Annotated in this window: 20 protein-coding genes, 1 tRNA gene, 4 rRNA genes and 1 pseudogene; 15 read left to right on the forward strand and 11 right to left on the reverse strand. The window is 64.3% G+C overall.

Features of this window, described 5'->3' with window-relative positions; genetic code table 11:
- Nucleotides 1-135 precede the first annotated feature (135 nt).
- Together hisD and QQ977_RS13720 are read right to left on the reverse strand one after the other, a co-directional pair.
- Nucleotides 136-1,419, reverse strand: a complete 1,284-nt coding sequence (gene hisD, locus QQ977_RS13715) for a histidinol dehydrogenase (protein WP_285926340.1) — start codon at nt 1,417-1,419, stop codon at nt 136-138.
- Nucleotides 1,420-1,488: 69 nt separating this feature from the next.
- Complete coding sequence (locus tag QQ977_RS13720; protein WP_285926341.1) at nt 1,489-1,704, reverse strand: hypothetical protein; 216 nt, start codon at nt 1,702-1,704, stop codon at nt 1,489-1,491.
- A gap of 382 nt (nt 1,705-2,086) precedes the next feature.
- Between QQ977_RS13720 and QQ977_RS13725 the strand changes: the two genes are divergently transcribed.
- The 4 genes from QQ977_RS13725 (at nt 2,087) to QQ977_RS13740 (ending at nt 6,253) form a co-directional block, all read left to right on the forward strand.
- On the forward strand, nt 2,087-3,424 hold the full coding sequence (locus QQ977_RS13725) for a 4Fe-4S ferredoxin N-terminal domain-containing protein (protein ID WP_285926342.1): 1,338 nt from the start codon (nt 2,087-2,089) through the stop codon (nt 3,422-3,424).
- Nucleotides 3,424-4,773 carry an NrfD/PsrC family molybdoenzyme membrane anchor subunit gene (gene nrfD / locus QQ977_RS13730; protein ID WP_285926343.1) on the forward strand — a complete coding sequence of 450 codons (1,350 nt, stop codon included), beginning with the start codon at nt 3,424-3,426 and terminating at the stop codon, nt 4,771-4,773. Before QQ977_RS13725 ends, nrfD begins: the two co-directional genes overlap by 1 nt.
- The gene (locus tag QQ977_RS13735; RefSeq protein ID WP_285926344.1) at nt 4,770-5,033 is read left to right on the forward strand and encodes a hypothetical protein; all 264 of its coding nucleotides are present in this window, start codon (nt 4,770-4,772) and stop codon (nt 5,031-5,033) included. The genes nrfD and QQ977_RS13735 overlap by 4 nt, the downstream gene beginning before the upstream one ends.
- 89 nt (nt 5,034-5,122) lie before the next feature.
- Nucleotides 5,123-6,253: an Mrp/NBP35 family ATP-binding protein gene (locus QQ977_RS13740; protein WP_285926345.1), complete on the forward strand. Its 1,131-nt coding sequence runs from the start codon at nt 5,123-5,125 to the stop codon at nt 6,251-6,253.
- 54 nt (nt 6,254-6,307) lie between these two features.
- Here the strand turns inward: QQ977_RS13740 and QQ977_RS13745 are convergent.
- Nucleotides 6,308-6,490: pseudogene (locus QQ977_RS13745) on the reverse strand (nicotinate phosphoribosyltransferase); the annotation flags it as partial.
- Between the two features lie 782 nt (nt 6,491-7,272).
- On the opposite strand from QQ977_RS13745, the gene QQ977_RS13750 reads away from it, so the two are divergent.
- From QQ977_RS13750 to QQ977_RS13780, 7 genes are all read left to right on the forward strand, one after another.
- Nucleotides 7,273-8,742 (forward strand): 16S ribosomal RNA (locus tag QQ977_RS13750).
- A gap of 145 nt (nt 8,743-8,887) precedes the next feature.
- Nucleotides 8,888-8,959, forward strand: a tRNA-Ala gene (locus tag QQ977_RS13755).
- Nucleotides 8,960-9,185: 226 nt separating this feature from the next.
- Nucleotides 9,186-12,099, forward strand: a 23S ribosomal RNA gene (locus tag QQ977_RS13760).
- Nucleotides 12,100-12,221: 122 nt separating this feature from the next.
- Nucleotides 12,222-12,342, forward strand: a 5S ribosomal RNA gene (gene rrf / locus QQ977_RS13765).
- 61 nt (nt 12,343-12,403) lie between these two features.
- Nucleotides 12,404-12,524, forward strand: a 5S ribosomal RNA gene (gene rrf / locus QQ977_RS13770).
- Together the 16S, 23S and 5S rRNA genes with 1 tRNA gene alongside form the textbook arrangement of a ribosomal RNA operon.
- Before the next feature lie 119 nt (nt 12,525-12,643).
- Nucleotides 12,644-15,469 (forward strand): DEAD/DEAH box helicase, encoded by a 2,826-nt coding sequence (locus QQ977_RS13775; RefSeq protein WP_285926346.1) that lies wholly within the window; start codon nt 12,644-12,646, stop codon nt 15,467-15,469.
- Between the two features lie 143 nt (nt 15,470-15,612).
- The gene (locus QQ977_RS13780; RefSeq protein WP_285926347.1) at nt 15,613-16,053 is read left to right on the forward strand and encodes a hypothetical protein; all 441 of its coding nucleotides are present in this window, start codon (nt 15,613-15,615) and stop codon (nt 16,051-16,053) included.
- A gap of 35 nt (nt 16,054-16,088) precedes the next feature.
- On the opposite strand, the gene QQ977_RS13785 is transcribed toward QQ977_RS13780, so the two are convergent.
- The 3 genes from QQ977_RS13785 to QQ977_RS13795 are packed head-to-tail and all read right to left on the reverse strand — an operon-like array spanning nt 16,089 to nt 19,286.
- Entirely contained in the window at nt 16,089-17,297 is a 1,209-nt protein-coding gene (locus QQ977_RS13785; RefSeq protein ID WP_285926348.1) for an ABC transporter permease, read from the reverse strand.
- Nucleotides 17,294-18,514 carry an ABC transporter permease gene (locus tag QQ977_RS13790; protein ID WP_285926349.1) on the reverse strand — a complete coding sequence of 407 codons (1,221 nt, stop codon included), beginning with the start codon at nt 18,512-18,514 and terminating at the stop codon, nt 17,294-17,296. The genes QQ977_RS13785 and QQ977_RS13790 overlap by 4 nt, the downstream gene beginning before the upstream one ends.
- A complete protein-coding gene (locus tag QQ977_RS13795; RefSeq protein WP_430540851.1) occupies nt 18,504-19,286 on the reverse strand; it encodes an ABC transporter ATP-binding protein in 783 nt (260 codons plus the stop codon). Before QQ977_RS13795 ends, QQ977_RS13790 begins: the two co-directional genes overlap by 11 nt.
- A gap of 209 nt (nt 19,287-19,495) precedes the next feature.
- Between QQ977_RS13795 and QQ977_RS13800 the strand changes: the two genes are divergently transcribed.
- Nucleotides 19,496-20,176, forward strand: a complete 681-nt coding sequence (locus tag QQ977_RS13800; RefSeq protein WP_285926351.1) for a protein sorting system archaetidylserine decarboxylase — start codon at nt 19,496-19,498, stop codon at nt 20,174-20,176.
- 34 nt (nt 20,177-20,210) lie between these two features.
- A complete protein-coding gene (locus QQ977_RS13805) occupies nt 20,211-21,203 on the forward strand; it encodes a hypothetical protein (RefSeq protein WP_285926352.1) in 993 nt (330 codons plus the stop codon).
- Here the strand turns inward: QQ977_RS13805 and QQ977_RS13810 are convergent.
- Nucleotides 21,200-22,414 (reverse strand): MFS transporter, encoded by a 1,215-nt coding sequence (locus QQ977_RS13810; protein ID WP_285926353.1) that lies wholly within the window; start codon nt 22,412-22,414, stop codon nt 21,200-21,202. The genes QQ977_RS13805 and QQ977_RS13810 overlap by 4 nt on opposite strands.
- A 117-nt stretch (nt 22,415-22,531) precedes the next feature.
- On the opposite strand from QQ977_RS13810, the gene QQ977_RS13815 reads away from it, so the two are divergent.
- The gene (locus tag QQ977_RS13815) at nt 22,532-22,702 is read left to right on the forward strand and encodes an HVO_0758 family zinc finger protein (RefSeq protein ID WP_285926354.1); all 171 of its coding nucleotides are present in this window, start codon (nt 22,532-22,534) and stop codon (nt 22,700-22,702) included.
- Between the two features lie 6 nt (nt 22,703-22,708).
- On the opposite strand, the gene QQ977_RS13820 is transcribed toward QQ977_RS13815, so the two are convergent.
- The 3 genes from QQ977_RS13820 to QQ977_RS13830 form a co-directional block, all read right to left on the reverse strand.
- Nucleotides 22,709-23,791, reverse strand: coding sequence for an aldo/keto reductase (locus QQ977_RS13820; protein WP_285926355.1), 1,083 nt, complete (start codon nt 23,789-23,791; stop codon nt 22,709-22,711).
- A gap of 76 nt (nt 23,792-23,867) precedes the next feature.
- The gene (locus QQ977_RS13825) at nt 23,868-24,587 is read right to left on the reverse strand and encodes a cupredoxin domain-containing protein (RefSeq protein ID WP_285926356.1); all 720 of its coding nucleotides are present in this window, start codon (nt 24,585-24,587) and stop codon (nt 23,868-23,870) included.
- On the reverse strand, nt 24,584-24,916 hold the full coding sequence (locus QQ977_RS13830) for an SHOCT domain-containing protein (protein WP_285926357.1): 333 nt from the start codon (nt 24,914-24,916) through the stop codon (nt 24,584-24,586). The genes QQ977_RS13825 and QQ977_RS13830 overlap by 4 nt, the downstream gene beginning before the upstream one ends.
- Nucleotides 24,917-25,044: 128 nt before the next feature.
- Here QQ977_RS13830 and QQ977_RS13835 point away from each other — a divergent pair, with 128 nt between their 5' ends.
- Nucleotides 25,045-26,229 carry an NAD(P)/FAD-dependent oxidoreductase gene (locus QQ977_RS13835; RefSeq protein ID WP_285926358.1) on the forward strand — a complete coding sequence of 395 codons (1,185 nt, stop codon included), beginning with the start codon at nt 25,045-25,047 and terminating at the stop codon, nt 26,227-26,229.
- Here QQ977_RS13835 and QQ977_RS13840 read toward each other — a convergent pair.
- Nucleotides 26,226-26,642 carry an Hsp20/alpha crystallin family protein gene (locus QQ977_RS13840; protein WP_285926359.1) on the reverse strand — a complete coding sequence of 139 codons (417 nt, stop codon included), beginning with the start codon at nt 26,640-26,642 and terminating at the stop codon, nt 26,226-26,228. The two genes, QQ977_RS13835 and QQ977_RS13840, sit on opposite strands and share 4 nt — an antisense overlap.
- Nucleotides 26,643-26,770 lie beyond the last annotated feature (128 nt).

Genomic DNA, 26,770 nt, shown 5'->3' on the forward strand with positions numbered 1-26,770 from the left:
GCCGTGCCGGGTCGCCCTCCGGCGACCGTATCAGAACGACTCACAGCTAATATCATACGGATTGCTGTAACTATGTACCGGGGCAACCGCGCCTCGTCTTGCGGTTGCCCCGGTACGGACGTACAGCAGTCAGTATCAGCCGTCGTCGAGCCGTTCGCGAACGCTCGCCGCGTGAGCTTCGAGTCCCTCGGCCTCGGCGAGCGTCGTGATCGTCTCGGCGAGGGACGCGAGTCCGTCTTCCGAGAGACGCTGGACGGTCGTCGAACGAACGAACGTTTCGACCGAGAGACCGCCAGTCACGCGAGCACCGCCGTTCGTCGGGAGGACGTGGTTCGTCCCGCTCGCGTAGTCGCCGGCCGCGACCGGCGTGTGTGGGCCGAGAAAGACGCTACCTGCGCTGTCGATGCGCTCGAGGATCGCCTCGTCGTCGGCGGCGATGATCGAGAGGTGTTCGGGCGCATATTCCTCGGTGAAGAGGATCGCCTCGCTCATCGACCGGGCGAGCAAGATTCCACTGCCCCCGTTCGCGAGCGCGTCGCGGATGGTTTCTTCGCGCTCGCGCTCACGTGCCTGCTGGTCGACGGCGTCGGCCGTCGTCTCGGCGAGTTCGGGGTCGTCGGTGACGGCGACGACCGGCGAGTTCGGATCGTGTTCGGCCTGAGCGACCAGTTCCGAAGCGACGAGGTCGGGTTCGGCTGTCTCGTCGGCGACGACGACGACCTCGCTCGGCCCGGCCAGAAAGTCGATCTCGACGTCGCCACGCACCGCCGCTTTCGCCGCCGTCACCCACCGGTTGCCGGGGCCGACGATCTTCTGGACGCTCGTGATCGTCTCGGTGCCGTAGGCCAGTCCGGCGACTGCCTGTGCCCCACCGACGCTGTAGACCGCGTCCGCGCCGGCCGCGTGGATGGCCGCCAGCGTGACGGGGTTGAGTTCCTCGGCGGGTGGCGTGACGACCGAGACGTGCTCGACGCCCGCGACGACCGCCGGCACGACGCCCATGATCGCACTCGAGGGATACGCCGCCGTCCCACCGGGCACGTAGACTCCGGCCCGATCGATCGGCCGGAACCGCCGGCCGAGTTCGCGGCCGTCTTCGAACTCCTCGCGCCAGTCCTCGGGGACCTGCGCCTCGTGGAACTCACGGACGTTCGCTGCCGCGGCCTCGATCGCCTCACGCACGTCCGCGTCGATCTCCTCGTAGGCCCGCTCGCATCGGTCCGTGACCTCGAGGTTGCCGACGCTGACGCCGTCGAACTCCTCGGTGAACTCCCGGACGGCGACGTCGCCCTCCTCCCGGACCCGGTCGACGATCTCGCGGACGTCACTGCGGACTTCGTCGATGCCGGCGTCGCGCTGAAAGAACGCGGCTCTGTCGTCTGGCCCGAGGTCGGCCAGCTCTCGCACGTCGATACTCATGGCTACGGGTTGGGATGGCCGCCGAAAAACGGTTTCTCTTCGTGCATGCGCCTATAGCGAAGACGATAGTCACTCGGCTTCGATTCCCCAGACGCCAAGCGCCGAGAGCGCCGCTCGGACGAACAGGTACGAAACGAGGACGAATCCGACAATCCCGATCGGTGCCGCCAGCGTCTGGGCCGTCCTGAACGGGATCACAAGTCGGCTGAACCCGAGGACGACGAAACTCGCCACGACGAGCCCGAACGCTACCAGTGCGAGCCGAACGAACCTCTGCTGGTCCATACTCACGATGGGATCGCTCGGCGTTAGTGTGTATCGGAGTCTATCGAGTCACTTCGAGTCGATACGACGTCGTTACCGTTCGGGATGGCCGTCTAGTACTTAATCTCCCGAACATAATCGCTCCGGTTCCCACGTCGTGAAAATCGCCTCTACATTTGAATCGGTACGATACTTGCCCACGGACAGGGCCCACAAATGTTCGTATCCGGCCGTAACCGACGATCCAGCCAGGAACCACCGGGCTGCATCGGACCGAGCGTCTGCTCGGATCGGCTCCACAGTGGTTCGACTGGCGATACTCGCTTGAAGAGAGGCAGAGAGACGTTTGAATACACTTTTGAGGGTGAAAGATCCTACCCCCAGAACAAGGTGATTCGATTCAATGAGCGCTGACGACGAATCGTTCCATCCGCTCGGCGAAGATTGGGAGGCCGAGATGGAAGAACGACTCGAGGAGTCCGAGTACGACGCGGAACTCGGCATCGAGATGGCCAAAGACGCCCAGCGGATGGTCGCTGGTGAGATAACGGAAGCCGAATTCTACGATCGGTACCACGACGACGTCGTCGAAGAGTTCGGCGTCGACGACCGCCCCATGGCCGAACGCGTCGAGGCTGAACGCGACGAGGAAGACGACGACGGCTCCCTCTTCGGTTCGATCTCGAACGTCGGCGGCGGCAGCGAGATGCCGCGGCGCGAGATGATGCAGAAGATGGGTGCCGCAGGGGCGTTTCTCGGACTCGGTGCGTGGGCGACGAAAGAGAACGTCGACCCAACGGACGACCCTGCGTCGGTCGCTGCAGCCCAGGAAGACGACGATGGAGAGGACCTCCAGTGGGGGATGGTCATCGATCTCGATCGATGTGACGGCTGTCTCGAGTGCGTCCGTGGCTGCCAGGAAGAAAACGACTGGGACGAAGGCACCAACTGGATGTACGTCTTCACCTACGAAGAGCCCTACGAGGAGGGCCACGGGCTCGGCAACTTCCTCGTCCGTCCGTGCCAGCACTGTGGGGACGCGCCGTGTGAACAGGTGTGTCCGGTCGAAGCGCGCCATACCCGCACATCGGACGGGCTCGTGCTCACGGACTACGACATCTGTATCGGCTGTCGGTACTGCCAGGTCGCCTGTCCGTACGGCGTCAACTACTTCGGCTGGGAGGAGCCCGAGCTGCCGATCGAAGAGCAAGACCCCGACAGTCGATACGCCGAGTATCCGGAGGAAGGTCGCGAACGCCACGTCGACCACGTCAATCCGAAGGGGACGATGGGCAAGTGTACGATGTGTCCGACCCGCCAGGACGACCCGGACCAGCGCGGCACCGTCGCCTGCATGGACGCCTGTGACGACGCCGGCATGAGCGCGATCCACTTCGGCAACCTCAACGACCCCGAGAGTCGCCCCCGGCAGTACCTCGAGGCACAGGAGTACGCCCGTTCCCAGCAGGACACCACGCTCACCGAGGAGGACGAGGAGGCACACGAGAACGTCGACGACGACGAGGAGTGGTGGGATCCGGACTTCCCGGACAACGAGAAGCTCAAGGCGTTCCGTCTGCTCGAGCACATGGGTACGGAACCGAACGTCATCTACCTGGGTAACGAGCCCAGCGAGGAGGCCGAACAGGTCGAGGGCCCGGTCAGCTACGAGGCGGTCGGCACGGTCGACAATCGCAAAGAAGTCCTTGACGAGGGGACGTTCTTCGGAGGTGCTGACTGATGAGCACGAAAAAGCCGACTGCGGACGACATCCTCCGACCGATCAAACATACCTCCAAACGATACTACGCGCTGTTTATCCTCGCAGCCGCGGCGTTCGGTGCCTTCTCGGTCGGCTGGGGTATCCAGCTGAGCGAAGGGATGGTCGTCACCGGCCTCTCCGACTGGGGCTCCGGTGGCGGTGTCACCTGGGGGCTGTACATCGGTGCGTTCATCTGGTGGGTCGGAATCGCCCACGGCGGAATCATCCTCTCGGCGGCAGTCCGACTGCTGGGGATGGATCGGTACATGCCCGTCGCCCGGCTCGCAGAGATGCTGACGCTTGCTGGCCTGTCGGCTGCCGGGCTGTACATCGTCGTCCACGTCGGTCGGCCCGACCGGATCGTCACGAGCGTCATTCCGGCGTACCTGACGACGGTCCAGACCTCGCCGCTGGTGTGGGACATGACCGTCATCACGCTGTATTTCGTGATGACCGCAACCTATCTGTTCCTCACGCTCCGGTACGACGTCACCCGGCTGCGTGACCAGCTCCCGAACCACTTCGAGCCGATCTACAAGATCATCACGATCGGCTACACCAAGAAAGAAGACGAGATCATCGAGCGGATGGTCTGGTGGCTCGCGGCGGCGATCATCATCCTCGCGCCGCTTTTGCTCCACGGCGGCGTCATTCCGTGGCTGTTCGCGCTGCTCCCGTCGATGCCCGGTTGGTTCAGCGCCGTCCAGGGCCCACAGTTCCTGACGATTGCGCTCACGTCGGCGATCAGCGGCGTAATCATCGCCTCCTACGCGTTCCGTCGCTCCTACGGCTGGGAACACATCATCACTGACGACATCTTCCGTGGCCTGACTCTGTGGCTCGGGTTCTTCTCGCTGCTTTTCATCTGGCTGCAGCTCCAGCAGGTGATCAGCGGGACCTTCCACCCGACCACCGACCACGCACAGGTGACCGAGGCCATGATCATGCATCCAGTCTACCAGTTCGCGATCGTGACGGTCTTCATCGTGCTGGTGTACACCTTCGTGCAGGGAATCCGACCGTCGGTCTTTAGCATCCGGCGGAGCCTTGTCGCCGCCGTCGGTGTGCTCACCGCGACGCTCTGGGAGAAGATCCTGTTCGTCGTCGAGGGACTGATGTACCCGACCTTCGACCTCTACACCGCCGTCCCCGGTGAGTACTTCCCGAGTCTCATCGAGATGGTCTCGGTGCTCGGAACGATCGGGCTCGTCACGCTGATCTTCATGATCTTCGCGAAGATCGTTCCCGTCGTCGAACTGCACGCGATCGAACACCTGCAGGAACACGAGGATGAACACGCCCACGAAACGGAGGTGACCGCTGAATGAACGTCCTCTCGGCGCTTCTGACCGCGCTCGTCTTCGCCCCGGCCTACGCTCCGGACTGGGTCACCCAGACGCCCGGGCTGTGGCTGATCTTCGGCATCATCTTCGTGCCGGTATACATCTTCATCGGGTCGTGGTTCCTCGGCAAGCCCGGGAACTTCAAGACTGCGATGCTCGGATTCGTGGTCTTCATCGGCCTGATCGTGCTGCTGTGGACCGGAATGTTCCTGCAGACGATGTTGATCCGGTTCGTCTTCTTCTAGACCGTTTCTTCCCGTCGACTTTCTGTTCGGCCGGTTTCCGGGTTCCCGGACCGAGGCTGTAAAAACGCTCCAACCCCGAGTGTCGATACATGACCGTAACCGAACGCGAACTCGAAGCGCGGCTCGCCGAGATCGAGGATCCGGCCCTCGACGCCGATATCGTCTCGGTCGGGCTTGTCAACGACGTCTCGATCGACGACGGGACGGCGACCGTCTCGCTCGCTTTCAACACACCGTATGCCCCCGCCGAGATCGAGATCGGTAATCGAATTCGCGAGGCCGTCACCGACGCCGGCCTCGAGCCCGATCTCACCGCCCAGATCAGCGACGAGCACGGCTTCGACCAGGAGGTCCTCCCGGGCGTCCGCAACGTCATCGCCGTCGCAAGCGGGAAAGGCGGCGTCGGCAAGACGACCGTCGCCGCAAATCTCGCGGCCGGACTCGAGGACATGGGTGCCCGCGTCGGCATCCTCGACGCCGACGTCCACGGGCCGAACGTCCCACGGATCCTCTCGATCGAGGACGAAAACCCTGCCGTCACCCACGGCGACGACCTCGTCCCGCCGGAGGCCGACGGCGTCCGCGTGATAAGCATGGGATTTCTCACCCGCAATCAGGACGATCCCGCGATCATGCGCGGGCCGATGGTCAACAAGGTAATGATGAACTTCCTCGAAGGCGTCGAGTGGGGGTTTCTGGACTACCTGATCGTCGATCTTCCGCCGGGAACTGGTGACGCCGCGCTCAATCTCCTGCAGTCGATGCCCGTCACGGGTGCCGTCGTCGTCACGACGCCCCAGCAGATGGCCGTCGACGACACCCGCAAGGGCGTGCGAATGTTCCAGGAACACAACGCCGCTGTCCTCGGCGTCGTCGAGAACATGAGTACGTTTCAGTGTCCGAGCTGTGGCGACGAACACGGCCTGTTCGGTCGCGACGGTGCGACCGGCATCAGCGAGGACTACGACGTTCCACTGCTCGGTCGACTTCCGCTCCATCCCGGCTTCGGTGCCGAAGGCGCGGAGGTTCCGCCCGCGAAGGACGAGGACAATCCCGTTCGGGATCACGTCCTCGAACTCGTCGAGACGATCACGAACCGCACCAGCGAGATCAATCGACGGACCGTTGCCGAACACGTCGGTTACCTCGCCGACGAAGGAGACGACACAGCCAGTGACGAAGATGCGATCGACGGACCGACGTCTGCCGGACGAGAGTAATGTAATATCGTACCGTCCTATTCGTCGTCGGAGCCAACCCCGACCCGTTTTGCATGCGTCTTTCACGCCCGCGAAGAGGTCAAACTCGCCGGTCGGGAACTGATCTGCCGTGATCTCGGCGACGACGTTGGGATTGTGGCCTGCGTGCTCGAGCGTCTGGACGGTCCGATCGAAGTAGGCATCCGTGGCGTTGCCTGACGTGATCGATGCCTCCGAAACGATGTCGTACCGACTCATAGGCCGTACGTCCGCCCGAACTCCCATTACTATTGATGCCCTCGCGATTGGACCGTTTTTCTTTCGCGCGGACAGGACGGGAGCGTAGTGCTACTGTCGCCTGATGTGTCCTGCTCCGCTCACGACATCTTCATAGGCGTGTATGCCAAAGACGAACTGCGCGGGTCTCATTCGGTCGGACTGCGTCCACGACGGTCGGGATGAACGATCGGCCTCCGCCCGCGCGATACCGTCGTTCGAGTCGCTTCGCTCACCGTCCACGTGTTAATAGGGGATCCATTATGCCGTCCAACAAACATGCCCATATCCACGTTTCGAATAGGCTGTCCGGCACCGCGGTGACGACCGGCGCGCATTCCGATTGTCTCTCTAAGGAATGGGACTTCGGAGACGACGCTTTTATATATGCGGGTAGCCTCCGACCAAATACGCAATCTCGAGCCCTGGTGTGATTCCTGGGGTTGGGATGATCCGATGCCCTTAAGTGTTCGAGGGCGTTGGGATGAAAACGCAACGATGCGTGATCGACGGGGCTGATGCCCCGTCGGCACGGACGGTGCGCTTCGAAGGGGTTAAGTACTCCTCGAAGCGTACGACTACGTCCGAAGGAAATGAGGATCCTACCCCTGCGGTCTTCCGTACAGATGGGATCTGATGTGAGCCTCGACAGTTCGGTGACGCCCGATCGGTTCGCGATCGTGGGTCGATCACCGAACGTGGACCATTTGTGTGAGTGTGTATCTACATTCACCGCCAAACCCTCCCCTTCACGGGGAGATAGCATTCCGGTTGATCCTGCCGGAGGTCATTGCTATTGGAGTCCGATTTAGCCATGCTAGTCGCACGAGTTCAGGCTCGTGGCAGATAGCTCAGTAACACGTGGCCAAACTACCCTATGGAGCGGGACAACCTCGGGAAACTGAGGCTAATCCCGCATACGACTCGACCCCTGGAATGGGTCGAGTCCGAAACGCTTTCGCGCCATAGGATGTGGCTGCGGCCGATTAGGTTGACGGTGGGGTAACGGCCCACCGTGCCAGTAATCGGTACGGGTCATGAGAGTGAGAGCCCGGAGACGGTATCTGAGACAAGATACCGGGCCCTACGGGGCGCAGCAGGCGCGAAACCTTTACACTGCACGACAGTGCGATAAGGGGACTCCGAGTGCGAGGGCATACAGTCCTCGCTTTTCTGTACCGTAAGGTGGTACAGGAACAAGAGCTGGGCAAGACCGGTGCCAGCCGCCGCGGTAATACCGGCAGCTCGAGTGATGACCGCTATTATTGGGCCTAAAGCGTCCGTAGCCGGCCAGGCAAGTCCGTCGGGAAATCCGCACGCCTAACGTGCGGGCGTCCGGCGGAAACTGCCTGGCTTGGGACCGGAAGACCAGAGGGGTACGTCCGGGGTAGGAGTGAAATCCCGTAATCCTGGACGGACCACCGGTGGCGAAAGCGCCTCTGGAAGACGGATCCGACGGTGAGGGACGAAAGCTCGGGTCACGAACCGGATTAGATACCCGGGTAGTCCGAGCCGTAAACGATGTCTGCTAGGTGTGCCACAGGCTACGAGCCTGTGGTGTGCCGTAGGGAAGCCGTGAAGCAGACCGCCTGGGAAGTACGTCCGCAAGGATGAAACTTAAAGGAATTGGCGGGGGAGCACTACAACCGGAGGAGCCTGCGGTTTAATTGGACTCAACGCCGGACATCTCACCAGCATCGACAGCAGGAGTGACGGTCAGTGTGATGAGCTTACCTGACCTGCTGAGAGGAGGTGCATGGCCGCCGTCAGCTCGTACCGTGAGGCGTCCTGTTAAGTCAGGCAACGAGCGAGACCCGCACTCCTAATTGCCAGCAGTACCCTTGTGGTAGCTGGGTACATTAGGAGGACTGCCGCTGCCAAAGCGGAGGAAGGAACGGGCAACGGTAGGTCAGTATGCCCCGAATGTGCTGGGCGACACGCGGGCTACAATGGCCGAGACAGTGGGATGCCACGCCGAAAGGCGACGCTAATCTCCGAAACTCGGTCGTAGTTCGGATTGCGGGTTGAAACTCACCCGCATGAAGCTGGATTCGGTAGTAATCGCGCCTCAGAAGGGCGCGGTGAATACGTCCCTGCTCCTTGCACACACCGCCCGTCAAAGCACCCGAGTGAGGTCCGGATGAGGCCCCGGTCGGGGTCGAATCTGGGCTTCGCAAGGGGGCTTAAGTCGTAACAAGGTAGCCGTAGGGGAATCTGCGGCTGGATCACCTCCACAGCCCGGGACTGGGGCGTCGCCCCAGCCCACCACTCGTGGCCCATTGTGCCACACCACCACGTTCGATCGCCCACCCGTAGGCCGATCGGGCACCTTTGAACTGTCGAGGCTCTACCTTCCTTTCGGCGGTTGTCCGAAAGTTAGGGCCCATAGCTCAGTGGGAGAGTGCCTCCTTTGCAAGGAGGATGCCCTGGGTTCGAATCCCAGTGGGTCCATGTCTCGGCCCGTCGTCGAATCGCTCCCCTTAAGTGGGAGACGGCGCGACGATTGGGTACGACAGAACCGATGCACCACCCCGTGTAAACGCGGGTGGGAAGGGTTGATGCAGGCCAGCTGTCTACTGGCGTGCGGATGAGACCGTGTGTACGTGTAGTCCAGGCGTCCACTGGACCCGTTCCCGGGTCACTACATCGTTGCGACTTCGTCGCAACGCCGATCCGTCGAACGTGGCTACTGTGCCAGCTGGTGGATCGCTCGGCTCGAGAGCCGATAAAGGACGTGCCAAGCTGCGATAAGCCTCAGGGACCCGCACGGAGGGAAAGAACTGAGGATCTCCGAATGGGAATCCCCACCGCAATTGCTTCGCGCAATGGGGAACGCCGGAAATTGAAACATCTCAGTACCGGCAGGAAAAGAAAGCAATCGCGATGTCGTTACTAACGGCGAGTGAACGCGACACAGTCCAAACCGAAGCCTTCGGGCAATGTGGTGTTCGGACTGACAACCACTCCTCGAACTGCTTCACGAAGTCTCCTGGAACGGAGCGTGAAACAGGGTGACAACCCCGTAGTGAAGCGTAGTACGGGACGCGTCAGCTCCAGAGTATCGGGGGTTGGATATCCCTCGTGAATCTCGCGGGCATCGACCGCGAAGACTAAACACTCCTCGAGACCGATAGCGAACAAGTAGCGTGAGCGAACGCTGAAAAGCACCCCACGAAGGGAGGTGCAATAGGGCGTGAAATCAGTTGGCGATGGAACGACGGGGCATACAAGGTCCCGATCAAAACGACCTACCCGCGAGGGTACAGTAGGAAGATCGGGAAGCCGGTGTTCCGTCGTACGTTTTGAAAAACGAACCAGGGAGTGTGTCTGATTGGCGAGTCTAACCCGATCATCGGGGAAGGCGCAGGGAAACCGACATGGCCGCAGCATTGCGAGGGCCGCCGTGTTCAAGCGCGGGGAGTCAATCGGACACGACCCGAAACCGGACGATCTAGGCGTGGGCAAGGTGAAGCGTGCCGAAAGGTGCGTGGAGGCCTGTTAGCGTTGGTGTCCTACAATACCCTCGCGTGACCTACGTCTAGGGGTGAAAGGCCCATCGAGTCCGGACACAGCTGGTTCCAACCGAAACATGTCGAAGCATGACCTCTGCCGAGGTAGTCCGTGGGGTAGAGCGACGGATTGGGGGACCGTACTCCGAGAGGAGTACGCCCCCCTGTCCAACTCCGAACCTACGGACGCCGTCGACGCAGGGAGTCCGGTATGCGGGGTAAGCCTGTGTACCGTGAGGGAGACAACCCAGAGCTGGGTTAAGGTCCCCAAGTGTGGACTAAGTGCGATCGAAGGTGGTCCCGAGCCCTAGACAGCCGGGAGGTGAGCTTAGAAGCAGCTACCCTCTAAGAAAAGCGTAACAGCTTACCGGCCGAGGTTCGGGGCGCCGAAAATGATCGGGGCTCAAGTCCACCACCGAGACCTAGCCGCACCCTTTACCGGGTGATCGTGTAGGTTGGCGTTCTGTTCGGGTGGAAGCACGGCCGAGAGGTCGTGTGGACCGTTCAGTAACGAAAATCCTGGTCATAGTAGCAGCGTGAGTCGGGTTAGACCCCCGACGGCCGAACGAGTAAGGGTTCCTCAGCACTGCTGATCAGCTGAGGGTTAGCCGGTCCTAAATCAGCCCGTAAGTCGAAGCTGATGAAAGGGAAACAGGTTAATATTCCTGTGCCAGTGTGCACTCAAAGCCGACGCTTTGGGGCCGCCTGAGCCGGGCCATCGCCCGGTCGAACAGTCGAAGTTCGTGGAAGCCGTAATGGCAGGAAGCGAGCGAATGGCTGGATAGCGCAAGTCAGGTCAACCGAGAGCCCGTGAAAAGGCGAGCACACTGTCCGTACCGAGAACCGACACAGGTACTCGTGGCGGCGAAAGCCAAGGTCTGTCGGGAGCAACCGACGTTAGGGAATTCGGCAAGTTAGTCCCGTACCTTCGGAAGAAGGGATGCCTGCCCTCTTCGGGGCAGGTCGCAGTGACTCGGGCGCTCCGACTGTCTAATACCAACATAGGTGACCGCAAATCCGCAAGGACTCGTACGGTCACTGAATCCTGCCCAGTGCGGGTATCTGAACACCTCGTACAAGAGGACGAAGGACCCGTTAACGGCGGGGGTAACTATGACCCTCTTAAGGTAGCGTAGTACCTTGCCGCTTCAGTAGCGGCTTGCATGAATGGATCAACGAGAGCGCCACTGTCCCAACGTTGGGCCCGGTGAACTGTACATTCCAGTGCGGAGTCTGGAGACCCCCAAGGGGAAGCGAAGACCCTATAGAGCTTTACTGCAGGCTGTCGCTGAGACGTGGTCGCCATTGTGCAGCATAGGTAGGAGCCAGTACACAGGTACCCGCGCCAGCGGGTCACCGAGGCAGCATTGAAATACTACCCGATGGTGACTGCGACTCTCACTCCGGGAGGAGGACACCGGTAGCCGGGCAGTTTGACTGGGGCGGTACGCGCCTGAAAAGATATCGGGCGCGCCCCACGGTTCCCTCACCCGCGTCGGAGACGCGGGAGAGAGCGCAAGAGCACATGGGAGCCTGACAGTGTCCGGCACAACGACGGACGCTGACGCGAAAGCGTGGTCTAGCGAACCAATTAGCCCGCTCGTTGCGGGCAATTGCTGACAGAAAAGCTACCTTAGGGATAACAGAGTCGTCACTCGCAAGAGCACATATCGACCGAGTGGCTTGCTACCTCGATGTCGGTTCCCTCCATCCTGCCCGTGCAGAAGCGGGCAAGGGTGAGGTTGTTCGCCTATTAAAGGAGGTCGTGAGCTGGGTTTAGACCGTCGTGAGACAGGTCGGCTGCTATCTATTGGGGGTGTTACGGTTCCTGACAGGAACGTTCGTATAGTACGAGAGGAACTACGAATGGGTGCCACTGGTGTACCGGTTGTTCGAGAGAGCACGTGCCGGGCAGCGACGCACCACGGGGTAACGGCTGAACGCATCTAAGCCGGAAACCCACCTGGAAACGAGGAACCACCTGAGATCCCTCCTAGAAGAGGAGGTCGATAGACTCGGGGTGTACGCGCCAAGGCAACGAGGCGTTGAGCCCGCGAGCACTAACCGATCGAGCCACCATTCATACCGCATGGATCATGACCCGGAAACGGGTCCAGGCGCAGACTGGACTACACGTACGACACGGTTGTGGCGGAGAGAGACCGATACTGGAGTGGCGACGGTTCGATTCCGTCGATCGGCGTTCGGGCGGCCACAGCGGCGGGGCGCTCCCGTACCCATCCCGAACACGGAAGATAAGCCCGCCAGCGTTCCGGCAAGTACTGGAGTGGGAGACCCTCTGGAAACGCTGGTTCGCCGCCTCCACTCATATCTCAGACGGCGACCGACAGTGGTCTGACGGCGGTTCGATTCCGCCGGTCGGCATTCGAGCGGCCACAGCGGCGGGGTGCTCCCGTACCCATCCCGAACACGGAAGATAAGCCCGCCAGCGTTCCGGCGAGTACTGGAGTGGGAGACCCTCTGGGAAAGGCGGTTCGCCGCTTCCATTCATCGAGACGAGTCCTCCGACTCGAGTGCGGGGGACTCGTCTTGGATATTCCATCCTCGAGCGACAGCGTCGCTCGGAAGCAACGTTCTTATCCACGATTCGACCGTAACGAAGACGATGACCGACGGGGACGTCGCCGCGTTTACCTACCTCGGTGCGACGGTTCGTGAGGCGCTCTCCGATCGCGGCTTTTCGACGCCGACGGCACCCCAGCGGCTCGCGATTCCGCCGATCGCGGCCGGAGAGGATACGCTCGTGATCGCGCCAACGGGGAGTGGCAAGACCGAGACGGCAATGTTACCCGTCTTCGATCACGTCCTCGAGTCCGGTCCACCGGAGGGATTCGCCGCGCTGTACGTGACGCCGTTGCGGGCGTTGAACCGGGACATGCGCGACCGCCTCGAGTGGTGGGGCGAGACCCTGGAACTCGAGGTCGACGTGCGCCACGGTGATACGACCCAGTATCGACGGGGAAAGCAGGCCGAAGACCCGCCAGATATCCTGGTTACGACGCCCGAGACGCTGCAGGCGATGCTGACGGGAGAGCGATTACGCGAGGGGCTGGTGGACGTCTCACACGTCGTGATCGACGAGGTACACGAGCTCGCAGCCGCCAAGCGCGGAGCACAGCTTGCGGTCGCCCTCGAGCGACTCCGAGACCTCGCGGGGCCGGTCCAGCGGATCGGGCTCTCGGCGACCGTCGGCGACCCCGAGGAGGTGGGGCAGTTCCTGACCGGCGGCCGACCGTGTGCGATCCGGGAGATCGACGTCGGAAGCGACATCGACGTCACCGTCCGCGAACCCGAGGTGCGCGAGGCCGACGAGGATCTGGCGGGGACGCTGGTGACCGATCCCGAGACGGCGAGTCACGTTCGGTTCATCCGGGAGCTCGTCGACGAACACGAGTCGACATTGATATTCGTCAACACGCGACAGACGGCCGAGGCACTCGGCTCGCGGTTCACGGAACTCGACGCGCCGATCGCCGTCCACCACGGGTCACTCTCGAAGGAGGCTCGAATCGAAGTCGAAGACCGATTCAAGGACGGCGACCTCGAGGCCTTGCTCTGTACCTCCTCGATGGAACTCGGGATCGACGTCGGGCGGGTCGATCACGTAGTTCAGTACCAGAGTCCGCGCCAGGTCACGCGACTCCTCCAGCGGATCGGGCGGGCGGGCCATCGCATGGACGAGGTCTCTCGAGGGACGATCGTCACGACCCGGCCGGACGACACCTTCGAGGCGATCGCGATCGCCAGACGTGCCCGCGCGGGAGAGGTCGAGCCGGCGGCGATCCACGAGGGCAGTCTCGACGTCGTGGCGAACCAGATCCCGGGGATCGTCCAGAGCCAGGGGGATACGGCCGTCACCGAGGCCTACGAGACCGTCTCGCGGGCGTACCCGTTCCGGGAGCTCGAGGCGGCGACGTTTCGCGAGGTGCTCTCGGAGCTTCACCGCAACCGGATCGTCTGGTTCGACGAGGACGAGGACCGGATCGGGGCCACGGGCAACACCTGGCAGTACGTCTACGCGAACCTCTCGATGATTCCCGACGAGGAGACCTACGACGTCGAGGACGTCGCGTCCGGGAGCCCGGTTGGCACGCTAGACGAGCGGTTCGTCGTCAACTTCGCCTCGCCCGGCGAGGTGTTCGTCCAGCGCGGGGAGATGTGGCGAATCGCCGAGGTCGACGACGACGAGGGCGTCGTCACGGTGAGTCCGATCGAAGATCCCGCGGGCGAGGTCCCGTCCTGGACCGGCCAGGAGATTCCCGTTCCCTACCCCGTCGCCCAGGAGGTCGGCGAGATCCGGAGGGTGGTCGCGTCCCAGTTCGGCGCGGGCAGCGAGGCGTCCGTCGCCCGCGAGCTCGCGAGCCGGTACCCGGCCGACGAGTCCACTCTCGAGTCCGCCCTCTCACAGCTCGCCGATCACGTCGAGACCAACGCGCCGATGCCGACGGACGACCGGCTCGTCCTCGAGCGCCAGGGTCGGTCGGTCGTCCTCAACGCCGCGTTCGGTCATCGGGCAAACGAGACGCTCGGTCGGGTGCTGTCGTCGCTGCTCGGCCAGCAGTCGGGTTCGTCGGTGGGGCTCGAGGTCGACCCCTACCGGATCGAACTCGAGGTGCCGACGGCGATCGCGACGAGCGACGTGTGTGACGTCCTCGAGGGGACCGATCCGGATCACGTGGAGGCGATCGTCGAACTGGGACTGAAACGTTCCGACGCGCTCGCGTTTCGGCTCTCGCAGGTCGCGGCGACGTTCGGTGCACGCAAGCGCTGGCAGGGGTCAGGTCGGATGTCGACCGAACGGTTGCTCTCCGCCCTCGAGGGGACGCCGATGTACGAGGAGGCGATCCGGGAGGTGTTTCACGAGGATCTCGACCCCGAGCGGGCGCAGTCGGTTCTCGCTTCGATCCGATCCGGCGAGCTCGAGGTCGTCACGACGCGGGGTCGGACGCCGGTCGGGCGCGGCGGCCGGTCGTCGGGCAGGGAGTTGCTCGCGCCGGAGAACGCCGACGCGAGCGTTATCGAGACGGTTCGCGAGCGGATTCGAAACGATCGCGTGATCCTGCTCTGTACGCACTGCCGGGAGTGGACGTCGAAGACGAAAGTCCGGCGGGTTTCCGACCAGCCCGAGTGTCCACGCTGTGAGTCGACCCGGATCGCGGCGTTGAACCCCTGGGACGAGGAGACGGTCGCGGCGGTCCAGGCCGAAGACAGAGACGAGCACCAGGAGGAGCTAACCGAGCAGGCATACCGGCGGGCGAGTCTCGTCCAGAGCCACGGGAAACGGGCCGTCATCGCGCTGTCGGCTCGCGGCGTCGGTCCACACAACGCGGCACGGATCATCAACAAGCTCCGGGAGAACGAGGACGACTTCTACCGGGACATCCTGGCCAGGGAACGCGAGTACGCCCGCACGCGGTCGTTCTGGGAGTGATCGACTTCGAGGCGGGGTTCATCGTCGCTGGTACTACGACTTCTGTACTCGGCTGGAAGATGAGTGTGAAACCAAATCGTGTCCCGGCGGCAAGGACGTCCCTAACAGCAGCTGTATGTATCAGCGGTTAATTAGAGAGTGTGATGAAGCGCACGGGTCGCGTCGGGCCGCTACGGATCCGGCGGTGGAACCCGATAGTAGCTGGCGCTGTCGTCGGGTTGCTCACTGGGCTACTCGGTCTGTTTGCAACATCGATCCTTGCGAACGGGAATCCCCTCGGCGGGTTTGCTGGTGCGATCGGGTGCGGCATAACTGTCGCATACCTGTCCGAACGGCGACTTTCCACCACCGTTCTCTCCGCATCCATTGCGGATATTTTGAGCTCGGTTGTGTTTTTCTGTCTCGTCTTTGTCGCCTATCTTACGATGGTCGCAGTGACCGAGGGCCTCGCAACTGCATTTTTCGCATCCGCTTTCTTCGGGGTGTATTATGTGACCCTCGGGGGGATATTCGCAGTGTTCGTTGGCACTCTCTCGATTGTAATTACGGTCATCGCTGCAACAATTACCTCGCTCGTTACATGAGCGGTCACGTCGACTACCGGCCACGACCATCGGTATCATCCCTCGAGTCGATCGATGCGAGCGAACCGGCCGGCTCGCCAGCCGGCGGCGAGTGCAGCGATCGTTCCCACGCCGAGTGCGATGGTGAGACCGACGGCGTACACCGCAGGTGGAGTCGACAACAGGGAGTCAAAGCCGACGAGCGACGCGGCGAGGCGGTTCAACCCCGTCGTCGCAGGCGGGGTCACAGCCAGCGCGACGACGCCGCCCAGCAGGCCGATGACGAACCCCTGGGCACCGATCGTCCCCGCGAGCACCGGCCGCGAGAGCCCGATCGCTCGTAACGCTGCGAGTTCGTCGCGTTGCCCGTAGGCGACGAGCAGAAACAGGTTCACCGTGAGGACGATCCCGCCGACGACGGCGAGTGAGACGAGCGCCACGCCGCTTGCGACGACGAGCATCCGGTCCTGTATCAGCGACAGGAGTTGTTCGTCGCTCGTACGCACGTCGTAGGCCGGATGGTCCGCGGCGAGGTCGTCTCGAACGGCGTCGCGATCGGCACCAGGTTCGACGTCGACCGTGACGAACGACGCGCGATCGGTGCCTCGCGTCCCGGCGACCGACTGCAGTTCCGCAATCGGGACCGTCATCGCGGGGCTGCCGAGATACTGCGAGTAGTGCGATGAGATCCCCACGACGGTGAACTCCTGAACGCCGCCTTCTCTGCTGGCTCCGACGTAGACCGTGTCGCCGACCGAGACGTCGAGTTCGGCGGCGATCTCCGGATCGAGCACGATCTCAGCCGGCGCGTCGTCGTCGACGTAGTGGTGTTCCTCGACGTCGAACCCGGAGCCGGCGTCGAAGTCGAAGCCGTCGTGGGTCTCGGGGACGCCGACGGCGCTGAACCGCTCGAGGTCGTCGGTCTCGGTCCCGACGTAGGTGTCGTAGACCGCGACGGGGGCGGCGTGGGAGACGGACTCGTGGTGGGAAGCCTCGGCTGCGACGCCGTGGGCGTCGACGATCGCGTTCTCGGTGCCGCCCGGCGAGGGGTCGAGCGGATCGCTCGTGATCCAGACGTCGCGGTCGACCTCGTCTAAACTCTCCTGGCCGGTCTCGAAGACGCCGATCCCGAGACTGGCGAGCAACGTCACGGAGAGGACGGCGAGTGCGACGGCCGTCACGGCCAGTATCGTCCGACCGGGTGCTCGCCGGAGTTGGGCGAACGCGAGACCGACGACAGCGCTCGCTCGAGCGATCGCCGTCACCGTCCCACCTCCGCGAGGACGTCCGTTCGTGCAGCGATCGCCAGGGGATACGGAAGCGCCGCCAGTCCGGAGAAGACCGCGACGGCGACGGCGTAGGGGGCAAAAAGCGGGTGTGCGTGAGCAACGGCACCCGACGCCATCACCGCGTCCGCGAGGGCGTTGACGACGACGATCCCGCCGAACCCGACCGCGATCCCGACGATCGCTCCGCCGAGTGTCGTCGAAAGCGTCGTGACGGCGACGGTCGCGAGCCGACTGCGGACGGGAAAGCCGACGGCCGCGAGGACCGCGAGCGTCTCCCGATCTTCTTCGACTGTCAGTCCGGCGGTCGTCGCGACGAACAGCGAACAGACGGTCACGCCGACGACGAGCGCGATCAGGCTCGTCGCGAGTGCTAACCCGTCGTCGAAGAGTGCGGCCAGGGTGACCTCGTCGTCGGTCTCGATCGTCGCGTCGGGATAGGCCGACTCGGCGGCCGAGACGGCCCGATCGTTCTCGCCCCACACCAAGACGCCGTCGGCGAGGTCGCCCTCGTCGGCGCCGGACAGTTCCTGAAGGTCGTCGAGGTGGACGAGTGCGACTGGGACGTCGCCATCACCGGATTCGACCGCCGTCACGGCGAGCGAGAGCGAGGCGTCGTTGGTCTCTGTCTCCGCGACCTCGAGGTCGTCCCCGCTCGTGACCGCGAGCCGATCCGCCGCGGCGTCGGAGAGGACGATCGGTCCCGACGGCTCGTCTTCAGCGCCGTCCTCGAGGGAAGCGGCCGGGAGGGTCGCGACGGACGCGTCCGCGTCGGGCACAACGCCGACGGCGAGAACGCGCTCGGACTCACCATCCGACGTCTGCAACGCGACGGTCTCGACAAGCATCGGCGTCGCGTGATCGACGCCGTCTGTCGACCGTATCGTCTCGCTGCGTTCGCTCGCCTCGCCCAGCCGTGGGCTCTCGACGCCGTCGAGTGCCGACAGCGAGCCACCGTCTGCAGGGGCGATACGGACGTCAGCGTCTGTCTCGCTCGTGATTCCGTCGTCGGCGAGCGCGACTGCGACCCCCGTAACCAGCAACAGGAGCCCGATCGTCAACGCGACGGCGAGGACCGTCGACGCGATCCGGCCGGGCATGACCCGCGTCGCCTGCTCTCGGACCCGGGACAGTGACATCGACACGACCCCGTACCAGCGCGCACGCCACGTCGTATCGGTGTCCTCATCGACCATCCGACACCACCGTTCCGTCGCGGAGTCTGATCACCCGGTCGGCGACCGACAGCGTGGCCTCGTCGTGGGACGCGACGAGGACCGTCCGACCGCCGCCGACGTCGGTCAACAACTCGAGGACGTTCGCACCCGTCGTCGTGTCGAGTTCGCCGGTCGGTTCGTCGGCGACGATGACGTCGGGATCGGTCGCGAGCGCGCGGGCGATGGCGACCCGCTGTTGTTCGCCGCCGCTTAACTCGCCCGGCAGGTGCGTCACGCGGTCGCCGAGTCCGACCTCCTCGAGTAGCGCCGTCGCTCGCTCGCGCCGTCGCGACCGCGGGAGGCCTGCCTGGACGAGCGGTAACGCGACGTTCGCCCGGGCAGACAGCGCGGGCAGAAGGTGAAACCGCTGGAAGACGATGCCGACGTGACGACGTCGCGTTCGGACCCGCTCGCGATCCGACAGCGCCGTCAGGTCGGTGCCGAGCACGGAGACGGTGCCCGCGGTCGGCACGACGAGCCCGGCGACCGCGTGCAGGATCGTCGACTTGCCGCTCCCACTCGGTCCCGCGAGGCCGACGACCTCGCCCTCCTCGACGGCGAGCGTGACGTCTCGAAGCGCAGTCACGGACCGGTCACGGCTCGAGCGAAATCGCCCGCTGCTCGCGTACTCGTGGTGGACGTCCTCGAGGCGAACGGCGGTCGATGGGCCGGTCCTGGCAGCCGCCGGTTCGCTATCGGCGGCGTCGCCGCGTCCGATAGCGAACATGGCCTGCAGTGAGCGATGGATCATCCTCACGAGGGTCAACTCGAGCGAGAAGATGGCGCGTCCACCCATTGTTTCTGCCAACCTTACGCCAGCCGGCGAACCGACACGGGCACCATTACGCATTCCGGAAACGAGAACAGTCATCACAATCGAACCATACGGGTGCAAGGCGTCCCCTACGGCTCGACGACGCCTCCGTAACGGCCAAACGACGCCGTCCCCTCTCTCCGAGTATGAAGTTCGCGCCCGGGATGTGGCGGTACGCCGTTCCTCCGTTGGTCGTCGCGCCGTTCGCGCTGATTTACAGCGTCGCCGCCGGAGTTGTTGCGCTCGCGGTCGGGGCGTTCGTGCTGGCGTTCTTTCGCGACCCAGAGCGAACGCCGCCGCCGACCGGCGTCGTCTCGCCGGCCGATGGCACGGTTTCGGTCCTTCGGACGGAAGGCGAGCGAGTCCGACTCGGGGTGTTCATGAACGTCTGGCACGTCCACGTCGTCCGGGCTCCGTTCGACGGCGTCGTCACGGACGTCGAGCACGTCCCCGGCGCGAACCGGCCGGCGTTCTCAAAGGAGTCGGACCGCAACGAGCGCGTTCACGTTCGATTCGAGCCGCCGGGATCCGACGGCCACGAGGACGCGACACGCGACGAGCGCGGCGGTGGCGGTCTCGAGAACGACGACCGCGAGGTCACGCTGATCGCCGGCGCGTTTGCCCGTCGCATCTCCCCCTACGTGGAGTCGGGCGACGAGGTCGAACGCGGCGAGCGGATCGGACACATCGCGTTCGGCAGTCGCGTCGATGTCCGCTTTCCCCCCGACATCGATCGCGAGGACGTCGCCGTCGAACCGGGCGAGTCAGTGCGGGCAGGCGAGACAGTCGTTCTCGAGTCCGGCACGGACCGTACGAAACGACTTTGACCGAGGGTGAGCAATCGGATATTGGTGACAAACGGTGGATCTGACGCGTCGACAGCTGTTGGCCGGTGCCGTCGGCGGCGGCGCTGCCGTCGGTGGCGGTCGGGCGATCTACAACGTCTTTCTCGGCTACGATCGGTTCACGGGAACGAACTTGCTTCGCCAGGACCTCGATCCCCTCGTCCTCGAGTATCTCCAGCCGTCGGGTGAGGGAGCCACCGTCGACGGCTACCGGATCGAAGCCGACGGAGACGACGTCACGGTCCACGACGGCGATACTCGAGTCGCGACGCTCGATCCCTCGACCGACGATCCCGCGTCAGCCGCTGCCGTCGACGACGAGCTCGGACTCGCGGACGGCCCGCTCGAGGAGGTGATCGCAGATCTCGGCGCGCTCGAGGCGGGCGACGTCCGGTTCGTCTACGACAACTACCCGGGGTTCTTCGAACTGGTCGAGTCGGGCGACGACCGTCCCTACACCGTCGCGGGTCTGCGGGGACGTCGAAGCGCAGAGCCCGACCTCATCGGCGAGTTGACCGGGGCGGATCCCCGCGATCCGAAGGCGGTCGCCGAGGGACTCGCCGAGACGTTTCGCGAGCACACGAACTACGACGTCCCGCGATACGTCGCCGGCTCGATCGAGGACAACGTGCTCCTCGGCCGATACGACCTGCGCCGGTACTTCGAGTCGCCGACCGACTTCGAGTCGATGGTCGAGGGGAGAGACAGCGGGCTGTTCTGTTACGACCTCACGCGTCGGTCGGTCGAGGCGCTGCAGGCGACGCCAGCACCCGAGCAGACGACGCCGGTTTTCGCTGGCTTCGTCCGAAACGCCCGGCACAAGCACGTCTACACGGTCGTCGCGAGTGCGATCCGCGACAACGGCGAGCTGGTTATCCCGGTGACGTTTCTCGATTACACGCACTCGACGCTGTACGACGACTTCCGGCTGCGTCGGATCCTCGGCGAGGGGCTGGACGCCTACGACGACGGTCATCGGGCGACGGAGATCGCCTGGTATCGGTACTAGTCGTTCGCCCCCGTCGGAATCCGTCCGGCGGCGTACAGGACGAGCGCGACCGCGAGCAGAGCCGCGATACTGGCCGCAAAGAGTCGGATTGCTGCATCGAACGCTACCCCGAAGTCGACGAGCGTGCCGAGGATCACACTGCCGGTCGCCTGGATCGGCATCATCGTGCCGCTGAACAGCGCGTAAGCACTGGCGCGATTCTCGTCCGGAAGCGAGGCGAGCAGGTAGGTGTCGACAGCGGGAAAGAGTCCGTGAACGAGAAGTCCCGTGATCGCGGTGACGGCGAAGATCGCGAAGACGCCCTCGACGTAGGTCACTGCGAAAAGCGACGCGACGAACCCGCCCGCGAGCGCGAGGATCAGCGGAACGAACCGCACGCGGTCGGCGACGACACCGGCGAGGGCGAACGCCGGTACGCCGGCAGCGAACAGCACCGTCAGGGCGGTTCGCGCGCGACGCTCGGAGAACCCCTTGGTCTCGACGAGGTAGGTTACGTAGAAGTTAAACACTCCGTTCCAGACCAGCCCTGTGAATCCGACGATCGCCACGCCAGTCACGACGATCGGCCACTGCCGACGGAACGCGACGAGCAACCGTCGGTCGGCCGCCCCTGCCTCGGGTAGCGTTGCCCGTTTCGCAGCGACGAAAAGCGCGATCGTCGCGAACAGGGCCGCAGCCGAGATCGACAGGAAGACGACCCGCCAGGCGGCAATCGGCCACGGGACCGCGAAGTACGCACCGACCAGAAGCGGGGCTGTGACGGCGGCGACCTGACTCGAGGTGCCGTGGATCCCGATCGCTCGGCCGACCCGCGTCGGAAATAACTCGCTGACGAGCGGGCTCGCAGCGACGAAGTACATCCCGCTTGCGATCCCCATCAGGAAAGCGCCGACGTAAAGCATCGACAGCGTGCCGGCGGCCGCCGCAAACAGCGACGCGCCGGCGAGAACGAGTCCCGTGAGGAGGACGACCCGGTGGCGCGGGTACCGCGTGAGTAGGTAGCCCGTCGGGAACCGCAACGAGGCGCTTCCAACCCAGGCGAGGGTCGCGAGCAGGCCGACCTCGGCCGCACTCGCGTCGAAGGTCGTCCGAAACGGCTCGAGCAACGGCGCGTAGATCACCCGGCCGAGGTTGACCAGAAAGACGAGCAGACACAGCGATCCGAAGAGTTGGCTTCGTCGGCTCGCAGTCGGAAGCACCGTCTCGGCCATAGCTGTCCGCTCATACCGAACGGGGTCAATACTTTCGAACCGGTGCCCGAATTATCAGCCACGATGACAATCACCGAAGCCCATGTCTTTTTCTTCCCGTCCGTCGTACACCGAAGCATGAAATCGATCCGGAAGGCGCTTCGGGACGGCGAACTCGAGAAAGACACCTACGACCGCATCGTCTGTGAGCAGTGTGGTAAACCGCTGAAGACCGAGAACGACCCGGACTCGATCGAGACGATCCGCATCTGTCCGGACTGCAATACAGAGTGGAAAGAGATCCGGTAACGACAACTACTCGAGGACGGCCCCGATCGCCTCGTCGTCGAGCGGAGCGAACGCACCCGCGTCGACGTTCTCCCGGACGTGTGTCTCGGTACTCGTACCCACGAGCGACGCGGTCACGCCGGGTGCCGACCGCGCGACGTTGATTGCCTGCTGGACCGGCGTCTCGTCGTCGCGTCGATCGACCGACGGGACGCCGTCGGCGAGTGAGCCCTGTGCGATGGACGCGCTCGTGACGACGTCGACGTCCGTTTCGAGCGCGTACTCGAGTACGGAGGCGGGCCCGTCGGGGCCGTCGTGGGCTCGCTCGGTCGCCGCCTCCGGCATGGCCGCGTTGAACGGCAACTGGATCGCCCGAAAGCGCGTCTCTTCTGCGCCGACTGTCCGCGCAGCGGTCCGCGCTCGCTCGAGAACGGCCGGCACGGAGAGGTATGAGGGGTGGTCTGACGGAACCCGAAACGCCTGCCAGGTCGCCACGCCGTAGCAGCCGATGTCGCCGGCGTCGGCCCGCTCTTCGAGTCGGACGAACGCGTCCTCGAGGGCGTCGTAAACCGCCTCGCGGGAGCGTTCGCGGAGCTGGGTCGCCGGGTTGTGGACGTAGTAACAGTCGATCGTCTCGAGACCGAGATTCGCGAGCGAACGATCCAGCTGATCGTCGAGGTAGTCCGGGTCGATGCAGTGACTGCCGGCGACGAGGTCGTCGGGATCGAGGATCCCGGGCTCGACGTACTCTTCGGTAACGTACGCGGTCGGGTCCGTCGGGTGGTCGCCGTCGAACGGCAGGTAGCCGCCTTTCGTCGCAACGAAGACAGCCTCGCGGTCGACGTCGCTTCTCTCGAGTGCGCGACCGACGACGCGCTCGCTGCGCTGACAGCGGTAGTTGATCGCCGTGTCGATCACGTTACAGCCCGCCTCGAGGCCCGTTCGGATCGCCGCCTCGTAGTCGTCGTCGACGGCGTCGGTCGGATCCCCGAGGTAGGTACCGAGGCCGACGCTCGAGACGACGGCGTCGCCGAGCCGACGGAAGTATCCCTCCGCGAAGGCGTCCTCGTGTTCGTCGCGGTACGCTCGCGTCGCCGATCGGGTTGCCATGCGAGGCCATACGACCGCACGGCTGAAAAGTACAGGTCGTGTCAGCTCGGCGTCGACGCATCGTCGCCGTTGATCGTCAGTGGCCGTCGCCGTCCTCGAGCGCCGCGCGGGTCCGGTCGTTGAACCCCTCGAGTTCGCGTCTCGCGGTGTGGGGCATATCCTCCGGCGGTGACCGGAGTGCGGGCTGGGCGTCCGGATCGAGGTCGGGCCAGCCGACGATCACGCGACCGACCATACCGGTCTCCTCGTGGGTCGGGTGGTGACCGATGGGGCCTTGCCCGCGTTCGGGACCGTGGCCGTGTTCGACGATAGTGCAGGCGTAGTCGTAGATCCCCGCCTCCTCGAAGGTCAGTTCGAACGTCTCGCCCTCGGTCCGGAGCAGTTCACTTTCCCAGGGTTCGGCGGTCTCGGGAATCCGTCGCTCGCTCGCCGTGGGCAAGAGATCGGCGTTGTCCGGGTGATAGGCGACCGTATCGTGGCCGCCGCTGTCGATGACCCACGTCACCGCCCCGCCCTCCTCAAGGTGGACGACGTGCGGGACGAAGTGGTGGGTGTCCTCGGCGTCGTCCGTCTCCATCGACACGTCGACGTGTTCTTCCGGATGTCCGAGTTCGTGATCGTACTCGTGGTCGTGGCCGTGACCGTCGTCATCGTCGGCAGTGGTCGTAGTATCAGTATCGTCGTCGGTCGTGCCGGCCGGGGAAGTGGTCCCGTCCAGACATCCTGCAAGGCCGGCCGCAATCGTGCCACCGGTAACGGCGAGCACGTACCGCCGGGTGGGCGTCTCGTCCGTCATCGGTTCTCCCCCTGCGACAGGAGCCGTCGTCGGCGTTTCTCGAACTCCGCCTCGGAGAGTTCGCCCCGGGCGTAGCGCTCCCGAAGCTCCGACAGTGCACGGTCGTGGCCGTCCGCGTTCTCGGATCGGTCGCCTCCGCTGGCCGCGAGAGCGAGGACTGCCACGACCGCAAGAACGAAGAAGAGTCCGGGCCCCATCCAGCCGCCGAACGGTCCCCAGCCCCAGCCATCGCCCATCGATCCGCCAGGACCGTGTTGGGCAACGACTATGCTGACGCCGGCGAGGAGGACGACACCGCCAGTACCCGGTGTGAACGTATACTGCGCCATAAGCGAGAGAGGATACGGGGACGGAAAAGTATTGTTGGTCGACCGGTAGCGACGGGTCCGACGCCCCGAACGGAGGCCGTCGGCCGGACCACCCACTGGTAAGTACCGTGCACTCACACCTGTCGTGTATGGCTGGATCCGAAGACGAACCCGCCCCCGACGTCAGTACCGACGCGTTTCGCGACCGCGGGAACGGCCTCGAGGTCGCCGTCGTCGGCGCGGGTGCCGTCGGCGCGACCGCAACGTACGATCTCGCCCGCGAGGGAGCCGACGTGACGCTGTACGACCGCGATACCGTCGCAAGCGGTGCGAGCGGGCGGGCCGCGGGGATCTGTTACGACGCATTCGCCGACCAGCCCGACGCCACCCTCGCGAGCGACGCGATCGAACGGTTCCGGGCGCTGTCGGGCGATGACACGTTCCCGTTCGTGGAGTGTCCCTACGTCTGGCTCGCTCGAGACGGCGACGACCGCCGTATCGAGGCGATCCGGGAGGGGATCGAGCGCATGCAGGCAAACGGCGTCGTCGCCCTCGAGATGGATCCCGACGAGTTCGCGGAACGCTTCCCCGCGCTCGAACACGAGGACGTCGCGGTCGCGGGAATCGCCGGTGCGGCCGGCTACACCGATCCCGCAGCTTACACCGCCTGTCTGGCAGCCGCAGCGACCGGCGCTGGCGCGACTCTCGAGACTAACACGCCCGTTTCGGTCCGAACCGATCCGCCGCGGGTCGTTCCCGAAGGCGGTCCGGAACGCGAGGTCGACGCCGTTCTCGTCGCCGCGGGCGCGCACACGAAACGGCTGCTCGCGGACGCCGGCGTTCCGATCGCGATGAAACCGTACCGGGTACAGGTCCTGACCGCGACGGCCGATATCACAGAGCCGATGCTCTACGACGCGACCGACGACGTCTACGCCCGACCACACCCCGACGGGCTGCTCGCAGGCGACGGGACCGAGTTACGGGAGGCCGACCCCGACGGCTACGACCGCGACGCGGACCCGGGGTTCGCCGACGACCTCGCGACTCGCGTCGCGGACCGCTTCTCCGGCGCCGATCTCGAGGTGATCGAGGCCTGGGCGGGGCTCTGTACGGCGACGCCGGACCGGAACCCACTCGTGGGAGAGCTCCGTGACGGACTCTACGTCGCGACCGGATTCCAGGGCCACGGTTTCATGCGCGCGCCGGCGATCGGCGAGCGGATCGCGGACGAGATTCTCGGCGGCGACGGAATCGACGCCTTCGATCCGACGCGGGTGTCCGGCGACGAGACGTTCGACATCGCGGCGGGGATGACGGTCGACGGGAATTAGTCGTCGATCTCGATCGATTCGGCGTCGGCCTCCGAGGAGCGCTCTTTCGGAATCTCGACGTTCAAGGTTCCGTACTCGGTGAGTCTGGCCGTCCCCGCGTCGGGGTCGACGGTCGCGTCGTCGGGAAGCGTCGCCTCGCCGTCGAGGGTCATTCCGCGACCGGGAAATCGCATCTCGAACCCGTCGTGAAACTCACGAAACCGATCGACTCGAATCTTTACCGTACCGTTTACGTACCGAACCTGGACGTCGTCTCGTTCGGCTCCCGGTGCGTCGAAGACGACGAGATACGAGCCCTCGTTCTCGAGGACGTCGACCGGCAGCGATCGTTGCTCGTGGAGATGGCTACTTGCACGGCCGATCCCCCGGTAGAGCGTGCTTCCGACCGCGTTCCCGAGATCTCTGAAACTCACGAGCCATCACCTCGAGCCCGAGCCGGACGCAAGCGGGGGCGACTGAGAGCGGGTTGCGTCATTCGCATCCCCTTCTATGGTAGCCGCGTTCATATCGTTTTTGAATAAAATAAACGTCAGACGATTTC

The organism is Natrialbaceae archaeon AArc-T1-2 (genome assembly GCF_030273315.1).
Taxonomy (GTDB): domain Archaea; phylum Halobacteriota; class Halobacteria; order Halobacteriales; family Natrialbaceae; genus Tc-Br11-E2g1.

Coding starts and splice junctions, on each gene's coding strand:
- hisD (WP_285926340.1), bottom strand. CDS start 1,419: ATGAGTATCGACGTGCGAGAGCTGGCCGACCTCGGGCCAGACGACAGA.
- QQ977_RS13720 (WP_285926341.1), bottom strand. CDS start 1,704: ATGGACCAGCAGAGGTTCGTTCGGCTCGCACTGGTAGCGTTCGGGCTC.
- QQ977_RS13725 (WP_285926342.1), top strand. CDS start 2,087: ATGAGCGCTGACGACGAATCGTTCCATCCGCTCGGCGAAGATTGGGAG.
- nrfD (WP_285926343.1), top strand. CDS start 3,424: ATGAGCACGAAAAAGCCGACTGCGGACGACATCCTCCGACCGATCAAA.
- QQ977_RS13735 (WP_285926344.1), top strand. CDS start 4,770: ATGAACGTCCTCTCGGCGCTTCTGACCGCGCTCGTCTTCGCCCCGGCC.
- QQ977_RS13740 (WP_285926345.1), top strand. CDS start 5,123: ATGACCGTAACCGAACGCGAACTCGAAGCGCGGCTCGCCGAGATCGAG.
- QQ977_RS13775 (WP_285926346.1), top strand. CDS start 12,644: ATGACCGACGGGGACGTCGCCGCGTTTACCTACCTCGGTGCGACGGTT.
- QQ977_RS13780 (WP_285926347.1), top strand. CDS start 15,613: ATGAAGCGCACGGGTCGCGTCGGGCCGCTACGGATCCGGCGGTGGAAC.
- QQ977_RS13790 (WP_285926349.1), bottom strand. CDS start 18,514: ATGGTCGATGAGGACACCGATACGACGTGGCGTGCGCGCTGGTACGGG.
- QQ977_RS13795 (WP_430540851.1), bottom strand. CDS start 19,286: ATGATCCATCGCTCACTGCAGGCCATGTTCGCTATCGGACGCGGCGAC.
- QQ977_RS13800 (WP_285926351.1), top strand. CDS start 19,496: ATGAAGTTCGCGCCCGGGATGTGGCGGTACGCCGTTCCTCCGTTGGTC.
- QQ977_RS13810 (WP_285926353.1), bottom strand. CDS start 22,414: ATGGCCGAGACGGTGCTTCCGACTGCGAGCCGACGAAGCCAACTCTTC.
- QQ977_RS13815 (WP_285926354.1), top strand. CDS start 22,532: ATGAAATCGATCCGGAAGGCGCTTCGGGACGGCGAACTCGAGAAAGAC.
- QQ977_RS13820 (WP_285926355.1), bottom strand. CDS start 23,791: ATGGCAACCCGATCGGCGACGCGAGCGTACCGCGACGAACACGAGGAC.
- QQ977_RS13825 (WP_285926356.1), bottom strand. CDS start 24,587: ATGACGGACGAGACGCCCACCCGGCGGTACGTGCTCGCCGTTACCGGT.
- QQ977_RS13830 (WP_285926357.1), bottom strand. CDS start 24,916: ATGGCGCAGTATACGTTCACACCGGGTACTGGCGGTGTCGTCCTCCTC.
- QQ977_RS13835 (WP_285926358.1), top strand. CDS start 25,045: ATGGCTGGATCCGAAGACGAACCCGCCCCCGACGTCAGTACCGACGCG.